Here is a 25,512-nt window from a genome sequence, read left to right on the forward strand (position 1 = left end):
TTTGGACACCTTGATTTCGATATGTAATATTATCTATCTTGCGTAATAACAACGTTGTACCCACCGCTTACTTCATCTAGTCGTACATAATCTCCTACCGAAATTGTACCACCGTTTACTTTTTTAACTTTAGACTTTTCAAGTGGTTTTTCTTTCTCTTTCGCACGTGCAACGCTTGCAATCATGTACTTGTCATTATCGACGGCTACAACCATGTATGTACGCTCTCGCTCTTCATTTTCTTTTACGGAATCATTGTCCTCCGTAACAACTATTCTGTATTTGTTGCCTTTTTGGTAAACATCGACGGTGTCGCCGCCGTCTAATACTCCATCAGTTTTACTTTTGAATTCAATCGAAGTTACATCAGATTTTTTAATATCAGTTGGCTTACCGACTTTCAAAAATAGCATATAGTTTCCGTTTTCCATTGGGAATATGCTCGTACCGCCTTTTAATAGTTTTTCTACATTACTTGTTTCTTTCGGTTTATTCTTAGGTTTAGTTGTCGTTTCTTTATCACCGCAAGCAGATAGCATTAAAACCGTTGATATACCTACCGCCGCTAGTACATATTTCTTCATACTTTGTTGTCCCCCTTTACAGATTACTAAGCTAGTATACTAATAACATTCATTAATGAGAACACTCATTCAATAAATTATAGTTGTATTCCCGCTTTAGTAGCCTTCGACGTTAGATAATTTACAAAAGAAGAACACGAAACTAACATTAACTTAGCGTCTTCAAAGTCAACGTTCGGGTCGTCCTTAATGTCATGACGAATACCATTAGCGTCACTTGTGTATCCATAAAGTTGCTTAAATGATTCCTTTAATTTCGGATGTAAATCAATTCGTGATTGTTGTTCAATCATTTCCAATGCTCGTCCAAGTGTCGTTGATGAATTTCCGACAATTGCCTTACAAATTGATTCTACGGCGCTTATAGATTCTTTCATGGAATTTCGATAATCAGGTACTTGTTTATCTGCTAATAACGCTAACGAATTTTGAATGTGGGTTGCCGCATAATGTGTTCTTGAATTTATACGAGTAGCCGCTTCAATAGTTTCAATTTCTTCATCTGAAGTAATACGAAGAATTTCATTATCGACAAACCGATATGCAGACACTTCACGCTCCAATACCTTATTACAGTTTTTTCTAAAAAATGAGGTACTGTAATGATTGGTTTTAGCTACAAACTCTATAAAGCTATATACTTCGTGCCATTCTGCTCGGAAAAAAAAGTATTCTCTAATATCCTCATGGCAATCTCCCCAAAAATAACTTAATTTATCTAAAGGTCTTTTAAAATAGTCTCTCCATATACAATTTATTAAAGCACTTAAAGCTTTGTTTGATTCAACCGAAGCTCCAAAAGAGTGGTTACTCCAAAACGATGAAGATAATACATTCCATAACCCTACTCTTAAATCCTCGTCCATTGATTCAATTTGAATAACTTGTTTAACTTCTTTGTGTCCGTATCTTTCAGAAAATAGCATAAGATGTTTCCCCTTTCGTAATTTAATAAATATTAGGAAATATTTAGTAATTTCATTATATCTTACCCACATTCTAATTTAAATGAATAGTTATACGACAAAAGGACGGCTAAATTACACCGTCCCCTCGTTTTTATCTTCGTAATATCCCATCAACGCAATTAGCGCTTCCTCTAACGTTACATACACGCCAATATGGACGCCTTTATCTCGTACAATCCATTTATTACGGTTCTTATGCCATGTAATGCCTTCAAAGCCCGAAGCGTTCGTTGAACTTGCTTTCACGCCTTGACGGAATGCTAAATTCTTTAATTGCGTACAAACTCGTAGAGTATTTCTTGTATCATTTAACGTTTCGCCGTCTATATGGTCAACAACTTTGCCACCTTCGCTTGAGCTTGCGACACTTACTCCTTACAAATAATTCAGTTAATGAAGTAATAAATAGTCCTCAATTGACTCAAACGATTCAAACATTAGTAACAAAAGCAGTGGAACAAATCTCAAGTGGGAGATGAGCATAAGCTCGTTTCTTTTTTTACACACGATCCATTTTTTAGTTTCATGAAATATTTCTCACCGTCTAATCAAGAAGAATAAACGAACTCCCTTATTCTCTTTGATGGAATACATAACCATTTTCTACTTTCTTTTTGAAATTAGTGAAAAATGAGTCGTCATATAAGACAAAAGTATATTATGAACTTACTAGTTTTCAATGTACTAGAACCATCGATATAGAGCAGCCTTTGTGTACATTTTTCTAGAGAAATGAATAAATCAAAAAGTACACAATATATCACAAATAGAGCTTTTTATCAGTTGAAGGGTTTGTGCACTTACAGCTTTCTAAAATTCTCGTGTACACAAAAAAGAGGTCGTCAAGTCATTTAGACTTAACCTCTGTTACTTGTGTCACGGAATAAAGTAGATTCATACAATAAATATTCATTATCATTCACTGTCTGAATCAGATTTTAAGAATTGTGATCTTTACGTATTCTATTTTGAGTCCGCTTATAATCCAATTGTTAACACATGATTATAGGGAATAAATTGATTAAATATTTAGTGCCATAAACCTTAAGTTTTATAACAATATTGACTTAACTTGATTAATGCCCACATTTATTTCAACTTGCCAATCGTTTACTATAATCTCTTCTAGCACCTTTTCGTTTAAATTAACAATAAACACTTGTTTAATTTCTCCATGAAATTCAAAAACAAAGTTCTCTTCTCTTTCCAATGGATTACAAAAACGTAAAACAATTCTATCTTCTTTCTCAGCCTTCTTCAAAGTACTCAAAACCATATTCGAAGACCTCTCCTTAAAAAAGCTAAACTCCAACGGCGTCTTCACACCAGACTCATTCAACTTCATAGTATCAAAAGGAATCTTATTATAAGCAACAACCGGAGTTAAATACTCCTTAGCAATCCTCCCAACATTCTCTTCCTTATTATAAGTCGCAATCGCAAACTCCAACGACAACTTCCCAATCATCTGAGAATCCGGAGTAGGCAACTTAATCCCAGACGGTCGCCCTGGCCTACGTACCATCTCCTCTTTCCCAAGAAAACCAACACTCCTATACAGAGTGATGGCTATAGTATCAAACTTTTCACCAACAATCTCATATTCTCTCGTACTATTCGTTAATACACTAACTCCATAATCATCATTTAATAAACTAACATAACTCAACATAGGATAAATTGGATCTGGCCTTTCATCCCAATTCTCTTCCTCCCACACATGAATTGCTGAATCTACTACATTACGTTTAATCGAGCCAAATTGATTATCTGATACCGAGAAAGCCGAAGCAATATTCGTTGGAATTAATACTCTTAACCGATGATCCTTCGCTTGATTATCGATATCAAATTCAATCTTAAGTATTCGTTTATGATTTGGAACATTAACTACAATATGAACGTTGACAGCACCATCAAAAATTTGTTCTTTTCGTTTTTCTAAATTAGAAGGAACAGCCAATGTATATTTAATATCAATTGTTACCCCAAATCGATTTTGCTGAATTTTAGTTTCAGCAACAACATAATCATTAAAAATTAACTCCTCATTTTGAAGTGGAGAGTAATCATATTCATCCCCATCATCACCACCATTTTCTAAACGAAGGACATTCGTAAAAATTTGTCTAAGTTGTTTATCAAAAATATTCAATGTTCCATTTGAATTAACAGTAATCCTATAATAATCTGTTTCAATCTCATTAGTAGAATAAGTTATTTTCTTTAAGACCTCATCACTTTCTTCTACAAAATATGTTTTATAACCCATCGATGGGATCGTATCTTTTAATTGAATTGTATATTCAATAAATGGATCATAATTTCCATAATGAACAATTTGGCGATCAATTAATCCAGGGTCAGTAACCCTACTTTCAATAATTTCGAAGTCTATTTCATTTGATTCATGATCAACTAGCTTAAATGATTTTAATTTTGTCATAACACTAGTATTCACGACTTCAGTACGCTCATATGGAAGTAAATTAAAAAGCGTAATCCGATCATGCTCATTAGAAGTTTCCATCGAATCAACTATTTTTCGCTTATAAAAATTAATCAATTGATCAACTTTTTCTTCCGCTAAATTAAAACGATTTAGAATTTCTCTGTGTACTTTATCCGAACAACAACATCCAATACTATCATGTGCGTGATTTTTCATGATTTCTTTCCAAATTAACTCAATTAAACCATGGTGGTACTCAAACCCTAAACGATAGGCGATAGATGCAAGTGGTTCTAAAATATTGGTAATTTTATTTTCAATTCTAGTATTCGCCGCTTTAATATCCATCCTTGTCGAGTAAATACTTCGATGAACACGCATGTACTTTCCATCTAGAAATTCGCCTTTCAACTTATCAAGGTCATTTTGTGTTTCAAGATTTTCAAAAACATTTTCATATTTACTTAAGAAAAAATCTCGCTCTGGATAAAGATTTTGAAGCTTTTCGATGATTGTAAAAATATTCTTTTGAATCGGCATTTGATCATGACCATTAGGTAAGATTATATGGTCACTCGTTGCGCCTCGATCAAGTACAGTGAAATACTTATCAATTCGACTTTGCAGAACTTCTCCATCCTCTGGTAAATACTTACCGATTGCATACCCTAGCGGAAACAATTGAACTAATACCTTTGAACCATCATCTGACTCCCAATAAAATTCAGTTTTGTCTGTACCATGACGTTCAGATGTCCCTCTCCAAAAAATTGAATACTTAATATCAAACCCATTTAAAATCATCGGCATCTGAGCAGATTGTCCAAACGAATCTGGAAGATAACCAATTTTCATCGGTACTCCAAACTCTTCGCAGTCCTTCATTCCATATAATAAATTACGAACAATCGACTCACCACCGACAATCATCTCATCCGTTTGCGTATACCATGGACCAATAATTAATCGCCCTTCTTGAACAAGCTTTTTCACTCGGTCTTTATTTTCTGGTTTTACTGCAAAATAATCTTCTAAAATAGCAGTCTGTCCATCTAACACATAGAAAGGATAATCAGGATTCGTTTCTAACATCTCCATAATTTCTTCCATATTATTAACTAATAGAATTCTAGACTCTTCCGTCGTAAAATACCATTCTCTGTCCCAATGCATATGTGGAACGATATGAACTTTTTTCATTTTGCTCCTCCACTCTTATGCCACATTTTGTTGTGATGCCTTTACTTTTATTTCTTTAACTATTTTTTGTTTTCTTGTCATAATTAATAAATTTGTTGATATAAACGCACCAATTAATGCTGCTCCAAACCAAATGCCTGCAGCTACTATGGCTGGTTTACCTTGAAGTAAAGCTAAAGAGAAAATTCCAGCACCAGGAACATTTAGACCAATATTAGAGTAAGCAACGATCGCTCCTGTGACTGCTGAACCAGCGATTAATGAAGGTATCACTCTTAGGGGATCTTTAATCATAAATGGAATCGCACCTTCTGTTATCCCAGCTAATCCAAGCAACCAAGTTTGTTTTCCAATTTCTTTTTCTTGTTCAGAAAATAAATGTTTACCAATTATCGTTGCTCCAGTGACGGAGAATGCAGAAACCATTTTGACAGAAGCAAATGCTGCGTAAGGTACAATATTCCCACTAGCCATTGCACCGATACAGAATGTGTAAGCAGCCTTATTTACTGGACCACCAAGGTCAAATGAAACCATTGCTCCTAATATTGCTCCAAGTAAAATAGCATTTGCTCCACTCATTCCATCTAGCCAATCAATTAGTCCTTGATTTAACAAAGCTAATGGCTTACCAATTACAAATAGCATGATTGAACCAACTACAAGAGTTCCAATTACAGGATAGAACCAGAAACTAACAAATCCTGCGAAAGTTCCTTTAGGTTTGACCTTAACTTTTAGATACTTTAAGAAATAACCTGCTAGTAATCCTCCAAGCATACCCCCTAAAAATCCACTGCCTATTAAATTTGCCGCGACCCCTGCTGCAAAACCTGGCCCTAATGCTGGTTTATCAGCAATCGAATAGGCCATATATGCCGCTAAAATTGGAATCATGATTTGTCCTAATAAAGAACCACCTAATTGGCGTAATAACCATAACCATGATCCTTCTTCTGCATATACATCTTGAAGACCAAAAGCTTGCGCAATAAAGACAGCCGCCGCTAACGTCATACCTCCCGCTACAATAATAGGGATGATGTGAGAGATTCCTGTTAAAAGAGAATCCTTGACTTCTGTTTTGATAGATTTACGTTCAATCTCATAAACTGACTCTTCACTTTCGACCATTCCTGTTTTAGGTTTATTTTCTACTTTTTGCAATGCTTGTTCTAAAATACCTTTTGCGTTTCGAAGAGGTGAAGCTACAGATGTTTTTACTTTCGGAAGATGTTTGAATCGCTCTTCATCCTTCACTGCAACATCAACCGCAAATACAATCGCATCAGCCTTTTTAATTAAGTCGTATGAATGCCGATCTTCAATTCCATTTGCACCTTGTTTTTCAACAAATACATTAATTCCTAATTCATTACCTGCTTTAGCTAATGCTTCCGCTGCCATATAAGTGTGTGCAATACCAGCTGGGCAAGCTGTAATGGCTAAAACGGTTTTATCTCTATCCTGTGAGATTTTCTGATTAGTAGATTGTAAAGATAAATCAAGACGATCATAAAGTTCTTTATTCGTCCTTGAATGAAGTAGATTATTTTTATACTCTTCATTTGATAGTCTTGTAACCAGTTCAGATAATAGAGTAAGGTGTGTTGTTCCTTCCTCTTCTTTTGGAATCGCTAACAAAATAACTAATTCAACTTGATTTTTTGGATCAACACTTTCCCAAGTACTAATTGGCTTCTCTAGTGTTGCGACTGCAAATGAAGCTTCTTTAACTGCCGAAGATTTTCCATGTGGAATAGCAAGACCACCTTCAAAACCAGTTGGAGATAAAGCTTCTCTTTCCATTACTGCTTTATAAAACTCTTCCTCAGAATGAATTTTCCCTTCTGATGCTAATTTTTTAACTAAAAATTTTATGATCTCTTCTTTAGATGTAAATCCCACTTTAGTTCTGATCAAAGCTTCAGAAGTTAACTTTTTTAACTGCATTTATGTAACCCCTTTCAATTATTAGTGGACTACTTTGACTTCATCATAGCAAAAAAAAAATAAGAAGCTTGATACTTCTCATTTTTACACAGTTTTTAGTGAAATTATATTTTTAAAGTGTATTTATACACATCAATTCGATGCTTTCCAATAAAACTCAGATAAAGCTCTAAGAACTAATAACAAAGGTGTTTTATCTGTAATATTGTATTCATTAAACTTTTTATTAGGAGAATAGCAATACAAATTCAAATCAGCTATTTGTTGTAAAGCATTTTTACTAAAATGTGTAAGTGAAATTATTTTAATTCCCATTTGTTTGGCTAGGTCCGCTACGTCCAATACTTGAGCCGTTTCTCCAGACAATGAAATTAAAAATAGTAAATTATTTTCTTTAGACTCTAGTCTAGAAAGTTCATACAATATATCATGACGATGGAAATAGTACTCAGCTTGTTTACCAACAACTTTAAGATTTTTTATCATCATTTCACAAAATGGCGCAGTATCCCCTACACCAAAGAAAAGCACCCTACGTGCTTCTTGAATTAATTTCGTAGTGAGAGCTAACTTATTTTGATCAATTAATCCAATGCTTTTATGAATGTTAAATGATAGACTATCCTCTTCTGTAAAAACTTCCTGCTTAATAATCTCCTCTTTTAAACTATTCTTCATCTGAGAAAATCCATCAAAACCTAATTTTTTTGTTAATCTCGTAATTGTATTCGGGACAGTAAACAATTGAGCAGCTAAATATTGTATAGAATAGCCAACAACTTCTTCTTTGTTATTCAAAATAAACTCAATAATTTGATCATCAGTATCGTTTAGTTTATATTCAAATTTTTGAATCCTTTCCTCGAAATGTAACATTAAGCATACACCTACTTATTTATGTACTGTTATTAATTTACTAGTATTTAACTTCAAAAAGAGAACAACTATAATATTGTTCTCTTTTACTACTGTTCTTCCTTTTATTTTTGACTCAACAATAAAATAACGTACTCTAAATCGTTTAAATCATATAAAGGTTCAATATAAGCTGTTTGATTTAAACCTAAATTATCAATTTTAGCTTCTTTTACTTTACCTATTTCAATACCTGGTAAATAGATTCCTCCTAGACCAGAGGTAACAATGATTTCTCCAGATTTTAATTTATCATTTACATTGAAAAGAGTCATTTTTAAATAGCCAGTTTTCTCATCTGCCCCTTTAATTAGGCCTTGTAATTGATGATTATTTTTTGGTTGGACTGAAATATATGAAGTATATTTAATTGCGCTTAATAAATCTACTTTTGAGGTATGATTCGAAACTTCGATTACTTTACCCACTAAGCCTTGAGAGGTTATTACATTTGTATTTATTTTTACTCCATCTTTTGATCCCTTATTTATTTCTACAAAGCTGTTCCATGTATCAAAATCTCTTTTTGTAACGATTGCTACTTCAGTTTTGTAGCTTTGACTTTCTTTATTTAGTCTTTCTTTAGTTGTTTTAATTCTTTATTTTCGAGATTGTATTCAGTTATGTTTGCTTTTAAAGATGTTTCATTGCTCATTTTTTTATTTAAGTAATCATTCTCTTTTTTTAATTTAATTAAATCATTAATATTGTTAGTGTAATTTTCGAATGTCTTGCTTTTTGAGAAAAGATACCCACTTGTAAAAAGAGCGACGATTAACACGGTAATGATAATTATTTTTTTCATCGGTTTATCCTTTTCTTATCTAATTTCATGAATTAAAGCAATTTCAACTTAAGAATACCATGAAAAATATCCTAAATAAGAAGGGTAATATGGCTATTTTGTGTTTAAATAATTTTAATAGAATCTGCTGTTTCATCATTCCCAATTGTTACCAAAATTAAGAATTGAAAAATAAAAAGCCAACTGCCGACAGTTGACTTTTGTTCCTATAAGTAATTTAAATAATTGTTCAAATCTAACTCATGAATTATTCATCAAACCCATCAATAATTACTTTGCATTAGCATCCGGTTGATGAATTCCAAAAATATTACCTTCAGTGTCCTTGAAGTATCCTTGCCATGCCATTCCAGGCAGTGCATATTTAGGCATTGCTACTTTGCCACCATTTTCAACAATTTTAGCTTCCGTAACGTCGTAATTTTCTACTCCCATTGTACATGCATATCCATTTAATGGTTGGTTTGCTTCAGGAGGAGCACTTTGGCGTTGCATTAAGGCACCGTTAATTCCCATTTCGTCCTCATTGCCTGTTACTGCCCCAAAGTATGGCATTCCTGCATATTCACTCCAATCTTGAAACGTCCAACCAAATACCTCTCCATAAAACTTCTTTGCACGTTCCATGTTATCAACATGAATTTCGAAATGAACTAATCTTCCCATAGTTTCCTCCTATGTTTTACACGAATTTTCCTTAACTCATCTAGTATGTACACTATAGTTGCTATTTATAATTATATTGGATCTGGAAATAAATTCAATTTCCAAAGAAATATTTCTTTTATCATTCGTTCGACATCTAGTAATTGATATTTTATCTAATCAATTTGTCAACCGTAGGAAGGTCAGCTAGGGCCCATTCAAGTTCTTTTAACTCAGGGATTTCTTTCCATTCGATCTTCGCATGCTCATTAGCTACTGGCTTACCGCTTATAATCTTGGCTTCGTAAGTTATCAAATTTACAATTATATTTGGATACTCATGAATTACATCATGAACTAGTTCGTTTACAGATATTTCACATCCTAATTCTTCTTGTATTTCACGAACCAACGCCTCTTCAGGTTTCTCATTCTTCTCTATTTTTCCACCAGGAAATTCCCAGCTATTTGGCATGCTCATTTCTGGTGAACGTAAGGCACATAGTATTTGGTTTTGATCGTTTCTAATTACAGCACCAACTACTTTAATTTGTTTTTTCATTGTTTTTTAATCCTTTAAATATTTATTATTTGGGAAGTACATTTAGACAGCCTATCCAAAAAATCTTAATACTATTTCTTTTCTAAAATTCGAATTGCTTTTTCAATTTTAGCTAATGTCTTACCCATTCCAAAATCGACTACTTTTGTGTGTGGTTGAGTGGATTTTCTTTTATTTTTTCGTTTTAATCCCATAATGCTCCTCCTGTACAATCTTTTAATACCAATCCTATACAGGAAAAGAAGCATTTATGCATAAGAAAAGCAGAGAATATTATCATCCCCTGCTTAATAATTTACCTTGTATATGTAAGTTTTTCTGCTTTAGCGTTAGCTTTAAGAACATTTCTAAATCCTTCAACAACTGCTACTTGTGTATTTGGTCGTAAGGAGTTCACTGTAGGGGAGTTAGACTTAGATTTTCTTCGCTTAATACCTGCAGATCTACGAAGTTCACTTACTGCTTGTCCACTTATACTTGACATGATAACCCCTCCTGTTTTATTAGATGTGTTCATTCATATCTTATCATAATAATTATAATTATTCATCATCCTCTTCTAAATCAACCATATACCAATCAAAAATATATAACAAGTTTGAAATATAAGAAGCATCAATCCCATCGACCGCTACATCTCCTGCCTCTAATGTCACAATCATACTATAATAATTTCCGAAGTAAGGTATAGAAATTAGTTTTTCCTCTTTTAAAATAATGGTTTCACCATAAGAAAAAGTCTTTATCATATTCTTTTTATCTTCTTCATTTGTTGAAAAGTTTATTGCATGTCTAATACTCATCTTAGTAATCTGGGACCGAATTTTATTTTGCTTATCTTCCTCGCTAATTGGTGAGTCAAATACAAATATAGTGATGGCAATACCGAATGTATCGCTATATAGCTTCAGATATTCCGATAATTGATTAACATACTCTTCACTTGATTGTGGAAGAGGTTTATTCTCAAAGGAAACAACGGTTTCTTGTATGACTTTAGAGAAGTTTTCTGCTTTTTTGGCACTTTTTAAAATCATCTGTTTACTCTCTGTCAAAGCCTCACGAACTTCATCTTCATACTTAAACTCTGCACTCCAAATTTTTAAAATGTTTGGACATAGAAATACAGCTAAATCTATAAAAACTACCAAAGCTGAAATTTCTGTAAGTAACTTCCAATTCTTAAAATCTAGATTACTAGTTATTACTCCAATTGCCATGACTATTAAATACAACGTATAATATGTCCTTCGTATACGACCTAAGTTGTTATGAAAGCTTTTACTATCCATCCAGTAAAAAGCTAAAACAATTAGCAATAAAATAGAAAATCCTCCAAATAAAACTTTCAAGTGAGATACATGAAATAAAAACATTAGTGAAAATATTATACTAAACATCAATACAAGTAATATCACATATATTACCAAGAAGTTAACCTTATATTTACCTATCTGTACTTTCAACTTAACTCCCCCTTATATCTAATATTTTATCAAAGAAAAGGTAGAGTTTGCTTCACAAATAAATAGAAAATTGGAACACTAATTTAACGGATTTATTATGTAAAGAGTTTTACGAACCCGTCGATCGATAATGCCTCACTCCAATTTGCCAAACTAGTAAACAAGGTATAATAAAAATAATCCCTGCTACTGGCGATAACATATATAGATACGCTTTCCCATCCGTTTTATCTAGAATGTACATTAAAGGTAAGTAATTTACACATCCAAAAGGAATAACAAATGTAAAGAATTTAGTTACCCATTTCTGATAGATATTTAATGGATACTGCGCCATCTCTCTTCCACCATCTGTAAAAATATTAACCACTTCAAGACCCTGGATTGTCCAAAAACACATCGTTGCAGCAAGAATAAAGATTCCGGTAAAAATAAAGACCCCGCTAATGATCATTAAAATAATGGTCACTACTTTCATACTGCTCCATTCAATGGAGAGACTATTTAATGCCCAAATCAAAACAATTAAACTCTGAAGCAATCTACCAATTCTAGTAAACTCGAATTTTGAGCCCATAACTTGAACGATCGTACTTCTTGGACGAACAAGTACTCGATCAAAATTACCGCTAGCTACTAGACTAGAGAAAGAGTCAAATCCACGAGCAAAACATTCACTTAATGCAAAAGCCATATGAATAATGGCAAAACAAAGCGCAACCTCATAAAAAGTCCATCCTTTAATTTGTCCAAAACGTTCAAATAAAAAATAAAGACCCGCAAACATCGAGAACGGAATTAAAAACTGGCCAATTGTTAAAAGCCAAAAAGATGTGCGGTATTCCATTTGTGATTTAAAGAGAATAAGAAGATATTTAAAATATAGTGCCATAGCGTCAACCTCCTTGGACCACGACTCTTCGTAAGGCTTTATTAAAAGCAATTCTTCCTAGCCAAACAAGTAAACTTAACCAAATGATTTGTATTACGATACCAATAACTGCTTCATTTTGATGAATATTCCCAGAGTAAACTCTAAACGGGAAATCAGCTGTCCATCGAAACGGAAGGAAATAAGCAACAGTCTGAAGCCAACCCGGCATTAGTGGAATCGGAATTGTTAAACCAGAGAAAAATTCACCAAAAACCCCAAACAGGAGTAAAGAGCCTATAGGTGACATTGTCACAAAAACTGAAATATAAATGAACATTGAAATCGAAACTAGTAGAAATAATCCAAAAATCAGGGCAAGTAAAAATAACACAAAGGTTAAGACACTTGGTGGTAACGTCATTTTATAAGGTTGAGGTAAAAGGAATGCGACAAGTAGAATTGGGAAACACCTTAGAATTGCACTCGACAAGCGTTGGGCTAAAAGTTTTGAATACCAAAATCCATATATTTCGCATGGTCTACAGAGCTCATATGCGATATTCCCAGTTGTAATGAGATCAAAAAGCTCATTATCACGAAACCACAGCATGATGAAAGCTAAAAAGGATTGTTGTAACCATAAGTATGTAATGATTTCTTTTAAAGAAAGTGGTTGAGAATGTACTGTTTGACTATAAAAAGCTTCAAAGATCATGATGTACATGAATCCCCAGAAAAACTGTGTTGCTACCCCCGCCAATGCTGCTGAACGATATTGCATTCCGTTTAATAATCGTAGTTTTAGTACAGAGACATATGGCTTCATATTTGAAACTCCTTGTAGAGACCCACGATAATTTCTTCAATTGGTTGTGCTTCAATCGTCACATCGAGTAGGTCAACCTTACTGGATAAACTGGAAATCACATCAGATATTTTAACTTGTTCAGTATCTAAACTTAAAATTGCCCGTTCAGGAGACCACGAAATCATTGTGGTTCCAGGAATTTTAAATGGATTGGGGTCCTCCCGATAATCTACCGTAATCGTTTTATGAGTCCCAAAATGTTTTCGTAATTCAGTCAAGTTACCATCGAACAATAAACTTCCTTTACCAATTAAAATAACTCGATCAGCTAAAGCTTCAATATCATTCATATCATGCGTCGTAAGAATGACTGTAACACCTTTTTCTTTATTTATCCTTTTAATGAACTCGCGTACAGCAATTTTTGAAACAGCATCTAGCCCAATTGTGGGCTCATCCAAAAATAAAATTTTCGGACTATGTAACAATGATGCTGCGATTTCACAACGCATCCTTTGTCCTAAGCTTAATTGGCGTACAGGTGAATGAATCAGACTTTCTAAATCGAGTGTTTCAATCAGTAGATCAAGATTATCTTGATATTCGTTTTGAGGAATTTTATAAATATCACGGAGAAGCTCAAACGAGTCTATGACAGGTACATCCCACCACAATTGAGACCGTTGCCCAAAAACAACACCGATATGTTTTACATAGGAAGCTCTTTCCTTCCATGGAGTGTATCCCATTATGTTACACGTCCCTCGATCTGGAACCAATATTCCGCTCATTATTTTTATCGTTGTAGATTTCCCCGCGCCATTCGGACCAATATATCCGACGATTTCCCCCGGTTCAATAGTGAAAGAAATATCATTCAACGCTTCAACAATCGTATGCTCACGATAAAAAAGCCCCTTCACTGCCTGCCTAAGTCCTGAAGAACGTTTCGCAACATTGAAGGATTTACTTAAACCATCTACTGTAATCAATTTTTTCGCCTCCTAACATTTTTTGACTGGAAGAAAAATACTATCATCATACTATCGGCACGTCAATATATTTTTTCAGTTTATTCGGTAATTTTAGAAAAATATGTTTTTAAAAGAAAATGGCAACAAAAAAAGAATGAAATCAATTAATCTCATCCTTTTTTAGTAAACTTATTCATAAATTTGTTTGAAGGTTCTCCATCTGACATGGTAACTTACTTGAATTCAGCTGCCATTTCATCTTTAAATCCGAATAAGTAAGTAAAAATAAATCCAGCTACATAAGAGATAAGAACTCCAGTTAGGTATAATAAAATCTGATTTGTGTGAACTAAGAATGATAATGGAAGTCCTGAAACACCGACAGCAATTGTCGCGATATGGTAATGAGCCTGAAATGCTCCTCCGACTCCGGCACCTAAACATGCAGTTAAGAATGGACGTCCTAGCGGGAGCGTTACACCAAAGATTAATGGTTCACCGATTCCAAGCATTCCTGATGGAAGTCCCCCACCGATTGCACGTTTTAAGCTTTTTTTCTTCGTTTTAAAGTATATTGCAAACGCTGCTCCTACTTGACCCGCTCCACCCATAGCAAGAATTGGAAGTAAAGGGTCATCTCCAATTTTGTTGATTAATTCAAGATGAACTGGAGTCAAACCTTGATGGAGCCCAGTAACGACTAGTGGAAGGAATGTTGCCCCAAGTACAAATCCAGCTACAACTCCTCCATAATCAAGAACATTTAGCAAGCCTTTTGTAATTGCATCCGAAACATAACCGCCAACAGGCATAAATACAAGGTATGTAACGATACCTGTAATTAATAACGCTATGGTAGGTGTGAGAATAATATCTAGAGATTGCGGTACAAATTTTCTTACTTGCCTTTCAACTAAAGCGATGAAGATTGCTGCAAAAAGAACTCCGATTAACCCTCCACGACCAGGAAGCAGATTGTGCCCAAACAATGAGATATCTGCAACTCCAGGGTTGATGACAAGAATACCTGCCAAAGCCCCAAGGGCGGGTGATCCACCAAATTCCTTAGCCGCGTTTATTCCGACTAAAATTCCAAGATAAGCAAACAGACCCGATCCGATAACAGTTAAAATAATAGCTAATTTTGAGTCTGCTGCAAGCCATTCCGCTTGAACAATTGCTTTTGTAATACCAGTTATTAATCCTGAAGCTACAAGGGCAGGAATTAACGGAATAAAAATACTTGCGATTCTACGTAAAAAAAGTTTAAAAGGTTTTGCGTTCTTTCTATCAATCTCTGATTTGTTTTTTGAAGCTACCTCATTCAGATCAAAATCAGTGGCCGCCGCAAGCAGTTTATCAAACTCTGCTGCAACTTTATTTACAACACCAGGTCCGAGTATGATTTGAATCGTTTCTTCTTCTACAACTCCTAGAACCCCTTCTGTCTTTTTGATTGCCTCTATGTCTACCTTTGAATGATCTTTCGAAGCTACACGTAATCTTGTCATACAATGAGTGGACGTCGTAATATTTTCTACTCCGCCTAAATGCTCTAATAAATGTTCAGCAATTATTAAGTATTTGCTAATCCCCTTTGCCATCTTCTTAACCCCTTTCAAAATAATCCTACCTCTTAAAATAGTTTGAAATGTTTATGATAATAGTCAGCGTTGATAGATTGATAGTTTTTTAAATCGTCTATCCTCTCCCTTTCCTAAAAATTTACATCCATAGGTTATTTACCATAAACAAAATTTCGATTTTTTTATTACATATTTTGAAATTTTCTTTTAAATTTTACGCTAATGATATCGCTTTTATGACAAGGTATTAAGAGGAAAGAATCCGATGAGTCACTATCAAGTATGATTTAATAAAAAAATAGACGCATCCCATGTTAGTGGAACGCGCCATTAAAGAATTATATCACCTATATTTTCCCTATTTTCTTTGAAATTTCTTCAGCTGCTTTCATTACTTCATCAATCAAAAAGGGAACACGTTCCTGAGTAAAACGAAAACCTGGTACGTTCACACTTAAAGCAGCAAGAACTTTGTTGTTATATCCAGTAATTGGAGCCGCAATAGCCGCCGTATCCTCTGTTTTTTCACTTTGACTTATTGCGTAACCATTTTGTCTGATTTCACCTAGTTGCTGTTTTAAAGTTGATATTGAATCAGGTGAAAGATTAAGCTGATCTAGTACTTGTTGTATTTCATACTCTTTCATATAAGCAAGAATGGTTTTATTGGGAGCACCAATATGTATTGGAATTCGGATACCCAAATTTTCAGCAATTCTAATTTTTAAAGGACTGTCAATTTTATCAATCACAATTCCATCTATTCCACTCTCAATATTTAAGTAGATACTTTCCTCTAAATGGTTCGCCAAACGCTCCATTACTGGTCTTGCAACTAGTCTAAAATCCATTTTATCCAATTGACGAAGGCCAAGTTCCATCCATTTATACCCTAATTTGTAATGCTTCGTTTCAGGTATTTGTACAACAAGTCCATGTTGGATTAAAGCGTTAAGTAATCGGTGAAGCGTACCGAGAGATAGAGATGTTTTTTCCGCTAATTCGGTAATTTGCCAATTACTTTTGGATTCATCCGAATTTAGGATATCGATAATAAGCATAGCTCGGTCAATTGATTGGACCATGATCATAACTCCTATGACTCTTCACTTCTTATCTTGGGGAGTCTGTTCAAAAATCTGGGAAGTTTCCACGTTAGGTGGATTCCCGTTTATTACGTACTGGTAGTATACGTACGTTTCTTTAAAGATGCGTTGACTTAAGTATCTCAGCTCTTCTTGTTTCCTTTCGAACTTGCAATTGAATAATTGTGAGAGTAATTTTTTACATCTATCTTACAAGTTTATCGTCTGTTTTTCCAATTAATTTATAACTTTATTGATTCTAATGATGCATTAGACTTATTTTTTCTTAATTTACGTTTTTTACCACGACTCACATCTAAAGAATCTTCAAGCTTTTTAACTCCAAACGTAATGATTAGTACAAGTGCAAGATAATATAAACCTACGACAATATATGTATTCATTTGTTCAAAGTTAGAGGCAGCCTCACTTAGTCCTGCTCCCCATAAATCTTGCATCCCTACATATGCTACAAGTGAAGAATCTTTTAATCCAATGATAAACTGATTTCCAAGAGCAGGAATCGCCATTTTAAAAGCTTGAGGTAGTACGATTCTTCTCATTGCTAAAGGTTGGGACATCCCAAGAGAACGCGCAGCTTCCAATTGCCCTTTGTCAATTGATTGAATTGAACCACGAAAGATTTCAGCAATATATGCTCCACTATGCACACCTAACGCCAATGCACCTGCCCAAAACTGCGAGAATGTAATAATACTAGAAAGTCCAAAATATAAAATGGCAATTTGAACAATAAGCGGTGTGCCACGAATGACCGTAATATACAGATTAGCAATATAATTGAGTGCTTTAATCCGTGAGAGTCTAAAAAATGCAAATATAAGTCCGATTCCACTTCCCAAAATAGTAGATACGATTGTTAATTTTAACGTTAATAAAGTTGCTACTAAAAACACATGAAATGTATTTAAGAATATATGCATGATGAACCTCACCCCTCATCTTGTCCTAAAAAATCTTAGGCTCTAATTTTACGCTAGTATTCTATTATTATTTTTCTTCAAGAATATTGCGACCAAACCACTTTTGACTAATTTTTTCGTAAGTCCCGTCTTTAATAATTTCATCTAAAGCTTTATTAATTTTCTTCTCAAGTTCTTTATCATCTTTCCTTACAGCAATTGCTTGATTATCGTGAGTTAGTGGTGTGCCAACATCTTTAATCTTAGCCTTTCCTTCTTTAATGACTCTAAAGCCAACCATTTGATCCGTAATAACAGCATCTAGTCTACCTGTTGGAAGATCCATTATAGCCGTTAGATCACTATCATAATCAACTACATTTTCTTTACCAGTATACTTAATCGCTAAATCTTTATAAGGGCTTGCTTTTACAACGCCAATTTTCTTCCCTTTTAAATCCTCAGCAGATTTGATTTCCTTATTATTATCAGCGACAAAAATCTGAGAACCTGAAATATAATATGGATTACTGAAATCAACCACTTTTAATCGTTCATCAGTGATCGTCATACTCCCCAAAATCGCATCATACTTATTGGACACTAATCCTTGAACAATTGTTTCCCATGGGTTCGTTACTGGTACAGCCTTCATTCCCATTTTATCCGAAAGTGCTTTACCGATTTCAACATCAAATCCAGTTAGCTTTCCATCTTCTTTAAAGTTAAATGGTTTATATAACCCACTCATCGCATAATGAAATTCTTTTGAACTCGCTTGATTACTGGTTTTATCTGCTCCACATGCACTTAGAAACATTGTCCCTGCTACCATTGAAGATAATAAAACACCATACCATTTCTTTTTCATTTCTTATACCTCCCATAATTTTTAAAATTATAAAATACTATTAAGAAATTGCTTTGTTCTTTCATTTTGTGGATTTTCAAAAAACTGTTTAGGTGTACCTTCCTCTAAAATTAAACCTTCCTCCATGAATAAAACTCGATCCGCTACACCTCGAGCAAAACCCATTTCGTGAGTGACTACAACCATTGTCATCCCTTCACTCGCTAACTGTTTCATAACTTGAAGAACCTCTCCTACTAGTTCAGGATCTAAGGCTGAAGTAGGCTCATCAAACAGCATTACCCTCGGGTTCATCGCAAGTGCACGTGCAATCGCAACCCTTTGTTTTTGTCCTCCTGATAACATATCTGGATATTCATCAGCCTTATCTGTCAATCCAACCTTGTCCAACAAAACATAAGCAATCTCTTTTGCTTCACTCTTTTTCATTCCCCTAACATGAATGGGAGCTTCAATTATATTTTCTAAAACAGTTTTGTGCGGAAAGAGATTGAAGTGTTGAAAAACCATACCAACCTCCGACCGAATTTTATTCAAATCTGTTTTACTAGGTTGAACCAATTCACCATCAAAATAAATGTCTCCCGAATCATTGATTTCTAAAAAGTTTAAACATCTTAAAAGAGTGCTCTTCCCTGATCCGCTTGCTCCTAATAAAACAACCACTTCTTTTTCTTCAATCTTTAAATCAATTCCTTTTAGTACTTGTAATGGCCCAAATGATTTACTTACACTTTTGATCTGAATCATATTCATCAACCCTCCCATCGAGTAAATAACAACAATTTTTCCACAATGCGGAAACCATTTCTATTTTATCAATATTATACACAATTCCGACTATTCCGTCATTAAGTAATTTTCTTTCTACTATTTCAGTTAACAAAGTAATTATTTTAGTACAATTTTCAGAAGTCAGTCTGTCAAATCTTTCCAATCACCCAAAACTAGGCGAATGCATATATTGTTATCCAATATATGTAACGTAAGGGGGCTATTCTCATGCATGTCGATTTAACTGCCATACATTGGCTTTATGTAGCATTTATAGGTTTAATTATTTTATTTTTAATTCTTAGACGTGACACTAGCCTAGTCTGCCTCGCAGGAATATTTCTTCTTGGCTTGGTAGCTACTGAGTCACTATCTAGTTCAGTCAGTATCTTGTTTTCAAGTTTCATATACGCCATATCCGAATTACTTTCTACTATTTTAGTAATCTCGATTATTGTTTCTATGAGTAAAGCATTAACTGATAGCGGAGTGCATCAGGCGCTCATCAGTCCATTTACAAAGGTGATGAGAAACGCCACACTTGCTTATTGGACGATTGGGATTGTTATGATGGTTGTATCTTGGTTTTTCTGGCCGTCTCCTGCAGTAGCATTAATTGGTGCAGTTTTACTTCCAGTTGCTTTAAGAGTTGGATTACCAGCGTTAGGTGTTGCGATGGCAATGAATTTATTCGGTCATGGTATTGCTCTTTCTAGTGATTACGTAATTCAAGGGGCACCTAAACTAACTGCTGACGCGGCTGGCATTCCGGTTTCGGATGTTTTACATGCAAGTATTCCACTTGTGATCGTAATGGGTGTCGTGACAACTGTGGTTGCTTTTTATTTCTTAAAACGGGATATGAAAAGAGGACTTTTAACAGTCGAATTACCTGAAGAGGATACTAAAGCTGAGGACTATTTACTTTCATCTACTCAACAAAAATGGATGGCCGCTCTTGTTTTCATTTTATTTGCAGTGGATATTTGGGCGATGGTTCATTTCAATTTACAAGGTGGAGATGCAACAGCATTAATCGGGGGTACTGCATTAATCATCCTTTCTTTCCTATCCATGTTGGGGCATAAAAATAAAGGATTTGAAGAGGTAACAAATTATTTAATTCATGGATTCAAATTTGGGTTTAGAGTATTTGGTCCGGTTATTCCAATTGCTGCTTTCTTCTATCTTGGGGATAGTGGATTTACTGCAATTATTGGAGATTACTTGCCAAAAGGATCACATGGGATTGTAAATGATTTAGGGTTTGCTTTGGCGCATTCAGTTCCGGTAAATCCTGGGGTAGCAGGAGTAACTTTAACAACTGTTGGGGCAATTACAGGTTTAGATGGATCTGGATTCTCTGGTATTTCACTTGCTGGTTCTGTTGCTTCATTATTTGCTACGGCGATTGGGCATGGGGTTGCTACTTTAACTGCTATGGGGCAGATTGCGGCGATTTGGGTTGGTGGAGGAACATTGATTCCTTGGGCATTGATTCCTGCTGCGGCTATTTGTAATGTTAGTCCGTTTGAGTTGGCTAGACGGAATTTGTTGCCTGTTTTGATAGGGTTGGTTTTTACTACTGTTGTTGCTATATTTTTGATTTAATAAGACTATGAATTAATTTATACTAACTGAAATAAAGATTATAGTCCTACTAAAATAAATTAGTAGGACTTAATTATACAATGTCTTATAAGCACTAAAATAACTATTAATTATGTTTTATAGGCTTTTGTTTTTGTTTAATTACCATTAATTCAGATTATCATGGTGATGGTAGCGATATACAGCTGTATGATTCAGTTCTGTTGAAAGTTTATCTAGAATAGAATACAATTTTTTAATTACAAGGTTTTCTATCTTGATAGGCTATATCAACATAAGGCTTTATTTGTTCAAAATTCTCTACTAAATTCATATTTATATGGACTTCTTTTATTGCATCCTGATTGTACTTTTTATTACCATTAAATTTACTATCCACTTTTTTTTGTAATTCATTTGCATATACTGCTGATTGTAAATGTAAAATATAAGTTCCATTTTTATATTTACTTGAAGAAAAAAACTTATTCGTTGTGACATTCCGACCTTCAACAACTTTCTTAACGATTTTATAACCAAAACAGTCAGTCACAGGTTTGTTAAAGTGAACATCATTAAATTCTGATAAATACTCATGGATGTTGATAATTGACGCTAACACCTTTGGTCTGTTAGAAAAGTAGGTATAGATAAAGTTCTCCGTTTTCTCATAAGTTAACCCCATATTTTCGCTATATGCTAAAAATTGATTAAGGAGAAAATTGGTGAGATCATTAAAATTATGTTCCTGTTCTATTAAAATTTCATCAAAAAACATATAAATCAACTGCCAAGAACGGTAAATAAAAGCTTTTATTATTTCACCATTAGCAAACTTCTTTACATGACCCCTCAATTGTTGCTTGCCTATCTTCCCATTATCTACCTTAGCCTCTATTAAGATTGTTATATTGTTTAATCTAATCATAGCATCAGGAATCGTATCTTTTTCAATAAAAGTATCTAACCGGTTCTTTTCATTATTCATTTTTTCATCAGTAATTCCAAGAACAAAACCAATTCCAGACTTATCTATTAATTTTGTACCGACTTGAAGACTGTATTCTTTCACCAGTCCCACTTGATTGGTCTCTAGTTCCTCAATCTCTAAAAACCTTCGAATAAACAATTCTGTTAACCTTGTTTCAGAATGGCGAAGCAAATCAACTAATGATTTTGTTACATTATTTTCCTTCTCAGAATACTTATCAAAAATAGTAAAGCTTTTATTCATTGGAACTCTCCTACTAATTTAATGTATTCATTTTGGTTTGGGACAGACATAGAACAAATTTTTACATACTTCTAATAAGGTCAATTATTACCTAACTATATTATGAACTATTATTATAGAATCGTTGATATAAATGGAACAATTAGGTCATGTTTCATTCCTTGAGTGTGCCTTGCAGAATCACTTAATCTTGGGGCAGCAGTAATAACCTTTTTTGTATTTGTATCTAGATAGAACTGCTCGTCAGATTTTATATTATAAATTCTTGACTTATAAAAATTAAGTTTTTTATTTTCACTACCCCAAACATACCATATGAATGGAAAATACTTTTCTTCCGTTCCACAAATAGACATATTCGTATGTACATCTATTTTTTTTATTGCTTGTTTCAGGTTTCTCTCACAAATATAAAATAAATTTAGGATTTGTACGTATGAATTACTTGGAATAGGCTTTTTAGCTTTCTCGAAAGCTTTAACAAATATTGACTTTACATTGATCATAAGTTTATCGTTTTCTAATTGTATTTTTTGAAAGTACGGGGAATTATTATCGTAAGGTTTAGCAGATCCGGGATTTTTGCCAACAACTGCCCCAATACAAATATCTTTATCAGATGGATATAAAATAGGCTTCAAATAAACTCTTGTATTAAATCTACATAAATGATTATTCTTCACTTCAAATTTCGCCCAATAGAGACTCATAGTAATTACCCCCTTTAGCTTATCATTCAATATTTGTAGTTCATTTAAATCATATTACGAAAACTATCACACAACTTATATTATATACTTTGACACTAATTGATTGAGGAATATCAGGAACTTTCCCGAGTAGATATTATTTATTTAATAAAAAAAAGTATACACAAACCCGTGTATACTTAGAAATTATAGAAACATATATAAAAATAAAGATTATAAAAAAACTATTTACTAATTGTAGTAGAAACTAAAGATAATTCTTTTGCATCACTCGGCTTTTCAAAAAGAAAATAAGGATGATTTATATTTTCCCATTCAATTAGCTCAGTTGAGATTTTTGTTTCAAAAAAGTCTTTATAGTCATAAATTAACCTTAATCGCTCTTCAATCATATCCCTTGATATTTTTTTCCCTTTAATAGATCCAAATATAAACTTCATACCATAATGCAAAATTTCTGTAATATCGTGTCCACTACAAATTTCATAATCATTATATTCAGATTTTTTTTCATTCTCAAATAAGATTTCTAAATAATCATTATCTATTTCAGAAAATGAACAATCTATAATATGTTTACACAAGTTACTTAAATTAACCTCAAGGTTTGCATCTAAAAACTTGGTATAATCAATTTCCTTAAAACTTAAGTTAAAATTATTCTTAATAGAAATATATCTCAATAATCCTATAATTCTGGCTGAATTAATAATAATCTTATCTATGGTAGTGTCAGTTCTTTCTAAAAATTTTTCATAATCATCTAAGTCTGCATACATTTTAATATAATCATTTAATGTTACACCTGAAGACATTATCATAGTCTCAATATCATGAGTATCTGTAAGGTAAAGATTTTTAATAAGAGGAACCCTGCCTAGGATTTTATCAAAATCGCAATCAACAATACCTGCAAATCCATTTTGGCTCCTATTATTTAATAATCTAATTGAGTCTTTGACATTATCTTTACCATTACAATCTATATATCGACATTGTTTAACACAAAATATTTTCTGAAAAAATTCTATATCTCCTGCGCCTTCTACTAATACAATAGTCTTGCCTTTATTTGAATTACGCTTAACCTGAAATTCTGAAACAATTCGATTAGGATTTTTTTGTGGGGCATTCATCAATAACTCTCCATATGGTCTAAGCCAACACATATCTCAAAATTACCATTCATAATATCAGGAGAGTGCGTAGCAACTATAAAATCTAAATTAGTCAATTTAGTTATTTTGATCAAATCATCTAAAAAGCTTTGTTGCCATTCCATATGCAGGGAAATTTCAGGCTCATCAATTAAAACTAGAGTATTAGGTCTTGATTCAAATAATAAATTATAATTTAAGACTAATGTGTGTTGTTCACCAGATGAAAGCTGGTTAATATTTTTTAAATATCTACCATTTTTTAATTTTATATTCAATCCATCATTTTTGTTAATTTGTAATTCTTTATCTTTATATCTAGAATTAAGTATATCTAAAAATAATGTAATCCTTCTTTCTAAATCTTCAAAAATTTGGAATTTTTCCTCAGTATCCTTTATATATAAAGCTAATACATTAGCAATATATTCATCTAAATTTTCCGTTAAACTTTTAAAACTATCCTCTTGATTATCTATTAATCCTATTTTTGCAAGTTTCCTTCTATATGCGTCAAGTTCTTCAAGTTTTACATATATGGAATTTACATCAATACTTTTTTTCCCATTTTTCATTTGTGAAACTAGCCTTGTTGGAAAAGTACTATCTAATTTTTGCGAAACTGATGCAAACTCATTTAGTTTATTAGAAATTAACCTTTTAATTTCTTCAGAAATTAAATTAACTGTATAGGACTCATCCTCATCATAGTAGGCTTCATTTCCATAAGAATGTCTTCTCATTTCGTATGAAGAAATTCTCTTATCATGTAATCTATTAGTTTCTATATAATGAATATTCAAGAAACTTTTTATCATTTCTTTATATTGATCATCTAAAATATAATTTATGTTAAAAATGCTTTCATATTCTGTAAGTATTTCATTTAAACCTAATCTTCTATTATAAATAGTGTCAAACCATTCTTTTGGACCAATTCTTCTTAAGAAAGGAAGTCTCCGTGTTATAGAATTTAATGGGGGTAATTCAGTAACTACTCCAACTTTAAACTTTGTAAATACTTCTTTATCTTTAAATTCATATAAAAAGTAATTTTTTTCTTCACTTTCCTCATCATTCAATACTTTCATTACCTTTAGTAAACAATTATCCATAAATGATATATGGATTTCACTAAATGGTATTTCGTACATTTCTTCAAAATCATTTTTAAATAATGCATTAATTAACTTTAACAATTTTGTTTTTCCGCTTCCATTTGGAGCAAAAATCATAGTAATTCTACTTTCTAATGATAAATTAAATGCGTAGTTATACTGGTCTAAAAGACCTTTTACCAAAACTTTAGAAATTCTTTTAATATAAACCACTCCATATCTGTTCACAGAAATTAACTTATTTACCATTTATTGTAT

General features: G+C 33.1%; 25 protein-coding genes. 1 reads left to right on the top strand and 24 read right to left on the bottom strand.

Annotated elements, in window-relative coordinates; all coding sequences use genetic code 11:
* Positions 1–29: 29 nt before the first annotated feature.
* The 20 genes from COE53_RS12575 to COE53_RS12665 form a co-directional block, all read right to left on the bottom strand.
* Positions 30–584 carry a hypothetical protein gene (locus COE53_RS12575; RefSeq protein WP_098948156.1) on the bottom strand — a complete coding sequence of 185 codons (555 nt, stop codon included), beginning with the start codon at positions 582–584 and terminating at the stop codon, positions 30–32.
* A 77-nt stretch (positions 585–661) separates the two neighbouring features.
* Positions 662–1,510: an AbiJ-NTD4 domain-containing protein gene (locus COE53_RS12580; protein ID WP_098948157.1), complete on the bottom strand. Its 849-nt coding sequence runs from the start codon at positions 1,508–1,510 to the stop codon at positions 662–664.
* Positions 1,511–2,603: 1,093 nt separating this feature from the next.
* Positions 2,604–5,204: a mannosylglycerate hydrolase gene (gene mngB / locus COE53_RS12585; protein ID WP_098948158.1), complete on the bottom strand. Its 2,601-nt coding sequence runs from the start codon at positions 5,202–5,204 to the stop codon at positions 2,604–2,606.
* Between the two features lie 15 nt (positions 5,205–5,219).
* On the bottom strand, positions 5,220–7,157 hold the full coding sequence (gene mngA / locus COE53_RS12590) for a PTS 2-O-a-mannosyl-D-glycerate transporter subunit IIABC (protein ID WP_098948159.1): 1,938 nt from the start codon (positions 7,155–7,157) through the stop codon (positions 5,220–5,222).
* Positions 7,158–7,289: 132 nt separating this feature from the next.
* Complete coding sequence (locus tag COE53_RS12595) at positions 7,290–8,033, bottom strand: MurR/RpiR family transcriptional regulator (protein ID WP_098948160.1); 744 nt, start codon at positions 8,031–8,033, stop codon at positions 7,290–7,292.
* Between the two features lie 104 nt (positions 8,034–8,137).
* The gene (gene mreC, locus COE53_RS12600; RefSeq protein ID WP_098948161.1) at positions 8,138–8,668 is read right to left on the bottom strand and encodes a rod shape-determining protein MreC; all 531 of its coding nucleotides are present in this window, start codon (positions 8,666–8,668) and stop codon (positions 8,138–8,140) included.
* Entirely contained in the window at positions 8,644–8,877 is a 234-nt protein-coding gene (locus COE53_RS12605) for a hypothetical protein (protein ID WP_098948162.1), read from the bottom strand. The genes mreC and COE53_RS12605 overlap by 25 nt, the downstream gene beginning before the upstream one ends.
* Before the next feature lie 270 nt (positions 8,878–9,147).
* Positions 9,148–9,543, bottom strand: a complete 396-nt coding sequence (locus tag COE53_RS12610) for a VOC family protein (RefSeq protein ID WP_091022497.1) — start codon at positions 9,541–9,543, stop codon at positions 9,148–9,150.
* A 151-nt stretch (positions 9,544–9,694) separates the two neighbouring features.
* The gene (mutT, locus tag COE53_RS12615; protein ID WP_098948163.1) at positions 9,695–10,084 is read right to left on the bottom strand and encodes an 8-oxo-dGTP diphosphatase MutT; all 390 of its coding nucleotides are present in this window, start codon (positions 10,082–10,084) and stop codon (positions 9,695–9,697) included.
* 71 nt (positions 10,085–10,155) lie between these two features.
* Positions 10,156–10,278 (bottom strand): hypothetical protein, encoded by a 123-nt coding sequence (locus tag COE53_RS24365; RefSeq protein WP_286143721.1) that lies wholly within the window; start codon positions 10,276–10,278, stop codon positions 10,156–10,158.
* A gap of 101 nt (positions 10,279–10,379) precedes the next feature.
* Positions 10,380–10,568, bottom strand: coding sequence for a hypothetical protein (locus tag COE53_RS12620; protein WP_098948164.1), 189 nt, complete (start codon positions 10,566–10,568; stop codon positions 10,380–10,382).
* A 58-nt stretch (positions 10,569–10,626) separates the two neighbouring features.
* Entirely contained in the window at positions 10,627–11,550 is a 924-nt protein-coding gene (locus COE53_RS12625; RefSeq protein ID WP_098948165.1) for a type II toxin-antitoxin system SpoIISA family toxin, read from the bottom strand.
* A gap of 109 nt (positions 11,551–11,659) precedes the next feature.
* Entirely contained in the window at positions 11,660–12,442 is a 783-nt protein-coding gene (locus tag COE53_RS12630; protein ID WP_098948166.1) for an ABC transporter permease, read from the bottom strand.
* Positions 12,443–12,446: 4 nt separating this feature from the next.
* The gene (locus tag COE53_RS12635) at positions 12,447–13,250 is read right to left on the bottom strand and encodes an ABC transporter permease (RefSeq protein WP_098948167.1); all 804 of its coding nucleotides are present in this window, start codon (positions 13,248–13,250) and stop codon (positions 12,447–12,449) included.
* On the bottom strand, positions 13,247–14,224 hold the full coding sequence (locus tag COE53_RS12640; RefSeq protein ID WP_098948168.1) for an ABC transporter ATP-binding protein: 978 nt from the start codon (positions 14,222–14,224) through the stop codon (positions 13,247–13,249). The genes COE53_RS12635 and COE53_RS12640 overlap by 4 nt, the downstream gene beginning before the upstream one ends.
* 215 nt (positions 14,225–14,439) lie before the next feature.
* On the bottom strand, positions 14,440–15,810 hold the full coding sequence (locus COE53_RS12645) for a PTS transporter subunit EIIC (RefSeq protein ID WP_098948169.1): 1,371 nt from the start codon (positions 15,808–15,810) through the stop codon (positions 14,440–14,442).
* Between the two features lie 329 nt (positions 15,811–16,139).
* The gene (locus tag COE53_RS12650; protein WP_098948170.1) at positions 16,140–16,877 is read right to left on the bottom strand and encodes an IclR family transcriptional regulator; all 738 of its coding nucleotides are present in this window, start codon (positions 16,875–16,877) and stop codon (positions 16,140–16,142) included.
* Positions 16,878–17,119: 242 nt separating this feature from the next.
* On the bottom strand, positions 17,120–17,821 hold the full coding sequence (locus tag COE53_RS12655) for an amino acid ABC transporter permease (protein WP_069034298.1): 702 nt from the start codon (positions 17,819–17,821) through the stop codon (positions 17,120–17,122).
* Positions 17,822–17,888: 67 nt separating this feature from the next.
* The gene (locus COE53_RS12660; protein ID WP_069034299.1) at positions 17,889–18,671 is read right to left on the bottom strand and encodes an ABC transporter substrate-binding protein; all 783 of its coding nucleotides are present in this window, start codon (positions 18,669–18,671) and stop codon (positions 17,889–17,891) included.
* Between the two features lie 27 nt (positions 18,672–18,698).
* Positions 18,699–19,421, bottom strand: coding sequence for an amino acid ABC transporter ATP-binding protein (locus tag COE53_RS12665; protein WP_098948171.1), 723 nt, complete (start codon positions 19,419–19,421; stop codon positions 18,699–18,701).
* A gap of 252 nt (positions 19,422–19,673) precedes the next feature.
* Here COE53_RS12665 and COE53_RS12675 point away from each other — a divergent pair, with 252 nt between their 5' ends.
* Positions 19,674–21,056: a hypothetical protein gene (locus COE53_RS12675; RefSeq protein WP_098948173.1), complete on the top strand. Its 1,383-nt coding sequence runs from the start codon at positions 19,674–19,676 to the stop codon at positions 21,054–21,056.
* A 235-nt stretch (positions 21,057–21,291) separates the two neighbouring features.
* On the opposite strand, the gene COE53_RS12680 is transcribed toward COE53_RS12675, so the two are convergent.
* From COE53_RS12680 to COE53_RS12695, 4 genes are all read right to left on the bottom strand, one after another.
* A complete protein-coding gene (locus tag COE53_RS12680; protein WP_098948174.1) occupies positions 21,292–22,269 on the bottom strand; it encodes a hypothetical protein in 978 nt (325 codons plus the stop codon).
* 113 nt (positions 22,270–22,382) lie between these two features.
* Positions 22,383–22,979, bottom strand: coding sequence for a hypothetical protein (locus COE53_RS12685; protein ID WP_098948175.1), 597 nt, complete (start codon positions 22,977–22,979; stop codon positions 22,383–22,385).
* A 224-nt stretch (positions 22,980–23,203) separates the two neighbouring features.
* Positions 23,204–24,115, bottom strand: a complete 912-nt coding sequence (locus tag COE53_RS12690) for a DUF4435 domain-containing protein (protein WP_180242422.1) — start codon at positions 24,113–24,115, stop codon at positions 23,204–23,206.
* A complete protein-coding gene (locus COE53_RS12695; RefSeq protein WP_180242423.1) occupies positions 24,115–25,482 on the bottom strand; it encodes an AAA family ATPase in 1,368 nt (455 codons plus the stop codon). The genes COE53_RS12690 and COE53_RS12695 overlap by 1 nt, the downstream gene beginning before the upstream one ends.
* Positions 25,483–25,512: the final 30 nt, after the last annotated feature.

It is taken from the genome of Bacillus sp. AFS029533, assembly GCF_002585125.1.
GTDB classification, from domain to species: Bacteria; Bacillota; Bacilli; order Bacillales; family Bacillaceae_G; genus Gottfriedia; species Gottfriedia luciferensis_B.

Excerpts from the sequence above, each read along its gene's own strand:
- COE53_RS12575 (WP_098948156.1), bottom strand. The coding sequence starts at position 584 with ATGAAGAAATATGTACTAGCGGCGGTAGGTATATCAACGGTTTTAATG.
- COE53_RS12580 (WP_098948157.1), bottom strand. The coding sequence starts at position 1,510 with ATGCTATTTTCTGAAAGATACGGACACAAAGAAGTTAAACAAGTTATT.
- mngB (WP_098948158.1), bottom strand. The coding sequence starts at position 5,204 with ATGAAAAAAGTTCATATCGTTCCACATATGCATTGGGACAGAGAATGG.
- mngA (WP_098948159.1), bottom strand. The coding sequence starts at position 7,157 with ATGCAGTTAAAAAAGTTAACTTCTGAAGCTTTGATCAGAACTAAAGTG.
- COE53_RS12595 (WP_098948160.1), bottom strand. The coding sequence starts at position 8,033 with ATGTTACATTTCGAGGAAAGGATTCAAAAATTTGAATATAAACTAAAC.
- COE53_RS12605 (WP_098948162.1), bottom strand. The coding sequence starts at position 8,877 with ATGAAAAAAATAATTATCATTACCGTGTTAATCGTCGCTCTTTTTACA.
- COE53_RS12610 (WP_091022497.1), bottom strand. The coding sequence starts at position 9,543 with ATGGGAAGATTAGTTCATTTCGAAATTCATGTTGATAACATGGAACGT.
- mutT (WP_098948163.1), bottom strand. The coding sequence starts at position 10,084 with ATGAAAAAACAAATTAAAGTAGTTGGTGCTGTAATTAGAAACGATCAA.
- COE53_RS24365 (WP_286143721.1), bottom strand. The coding sequence starts at position 10,278 with ATGGGATTAAAACGAAAAAATAAAAGAAAATCCACTCAACCACACACA.
- COE53_RS12620 (WP_098948164.1), bottom strand. The coding sequence starts at position 10,568 with ATGTCAAGTATAAGTGGACAAGCAGTAAGTGAACTTCGTAGATCTGCA.
- COE53_RS12630 (WP_098948166.1), bottom strand. The coding sequence starts at position 12,442 with ATGGCACTATATTTTAAATATCTTCTTATTCTCTTTAAATCACAAATG.
- COE53_RS12635 (WP_098948167.1), bottom strand. The coding sequence starts at position 13,250 with ATGAAGCCATATGTCTCTGTACTAAAACTACGATTATTAAACGGAATG.
- COE53_RS12645 (WP_098948169.1), bottom strand. The coding sequence starts at position 15,810 with ATGGCAAAGGGGATTAGCAAATACTTAATAATTGCTGAACATTTATTA.
- COE53_RS12650 (WP_098948170.1), bottom strand. The coding sequence starts at position 16,877 with ATGGTCCAATCAATTGACCGAGCTATGCTTATTATCGATATCCTAAAT.
- COE53_RS12655 (WP_069034298.1), bottom strand. The coding sequence starts at position 17,821 with ATGCATATATTCTTAAATACATTTCATGTGTTTTTAGTAGCAACTTTA.
- COE53_RS12660 (WP_069034299.1), bottom strand. The coding sequence starts at position 18,671 with ATGAAAAAGAAATGGTATGGTGTTTTATTATCTTCAATGGTAGCAGGG.
- COE53_RS12665 (WP_098948171.1), bottom strand. The coding sequence starts at position 19,421 with ATGATTCAGATCAAAAGTGTAAGTAAATCATTTGGGCCATTACAAGTA.
- COE53_RS12675 (WP_098948173.1), top strand. The coding sequence starts at position 19,674 with ATGCATGTCGATTTAACTGCCATACATTGGCTTTATGTAGCATTTATA.
- COE53_RS12680 (WP_098948174.1), bottom strand. The coding sequence starts at position 22,269 with ATGAATAAAAGCTTTACTATTTTTGATAAGTATTCTGAGAAGGAAAAT.
- COE53_RS12685 (WP_098948175.1), bottom strand. The coding sequence starts at position 22,979 with ATGAGTCTCTATTGGGCGAAATTTGAAGTGAAGAATAATCATTTATGT.
- COE53_RS12690 (WP_180242422.1), bottom strand. The coding sequence starts at position 24,115 with ATGAATGCCCCACAAAAAAATCCTAATCGAATTGTTTCAGAATTTCAG.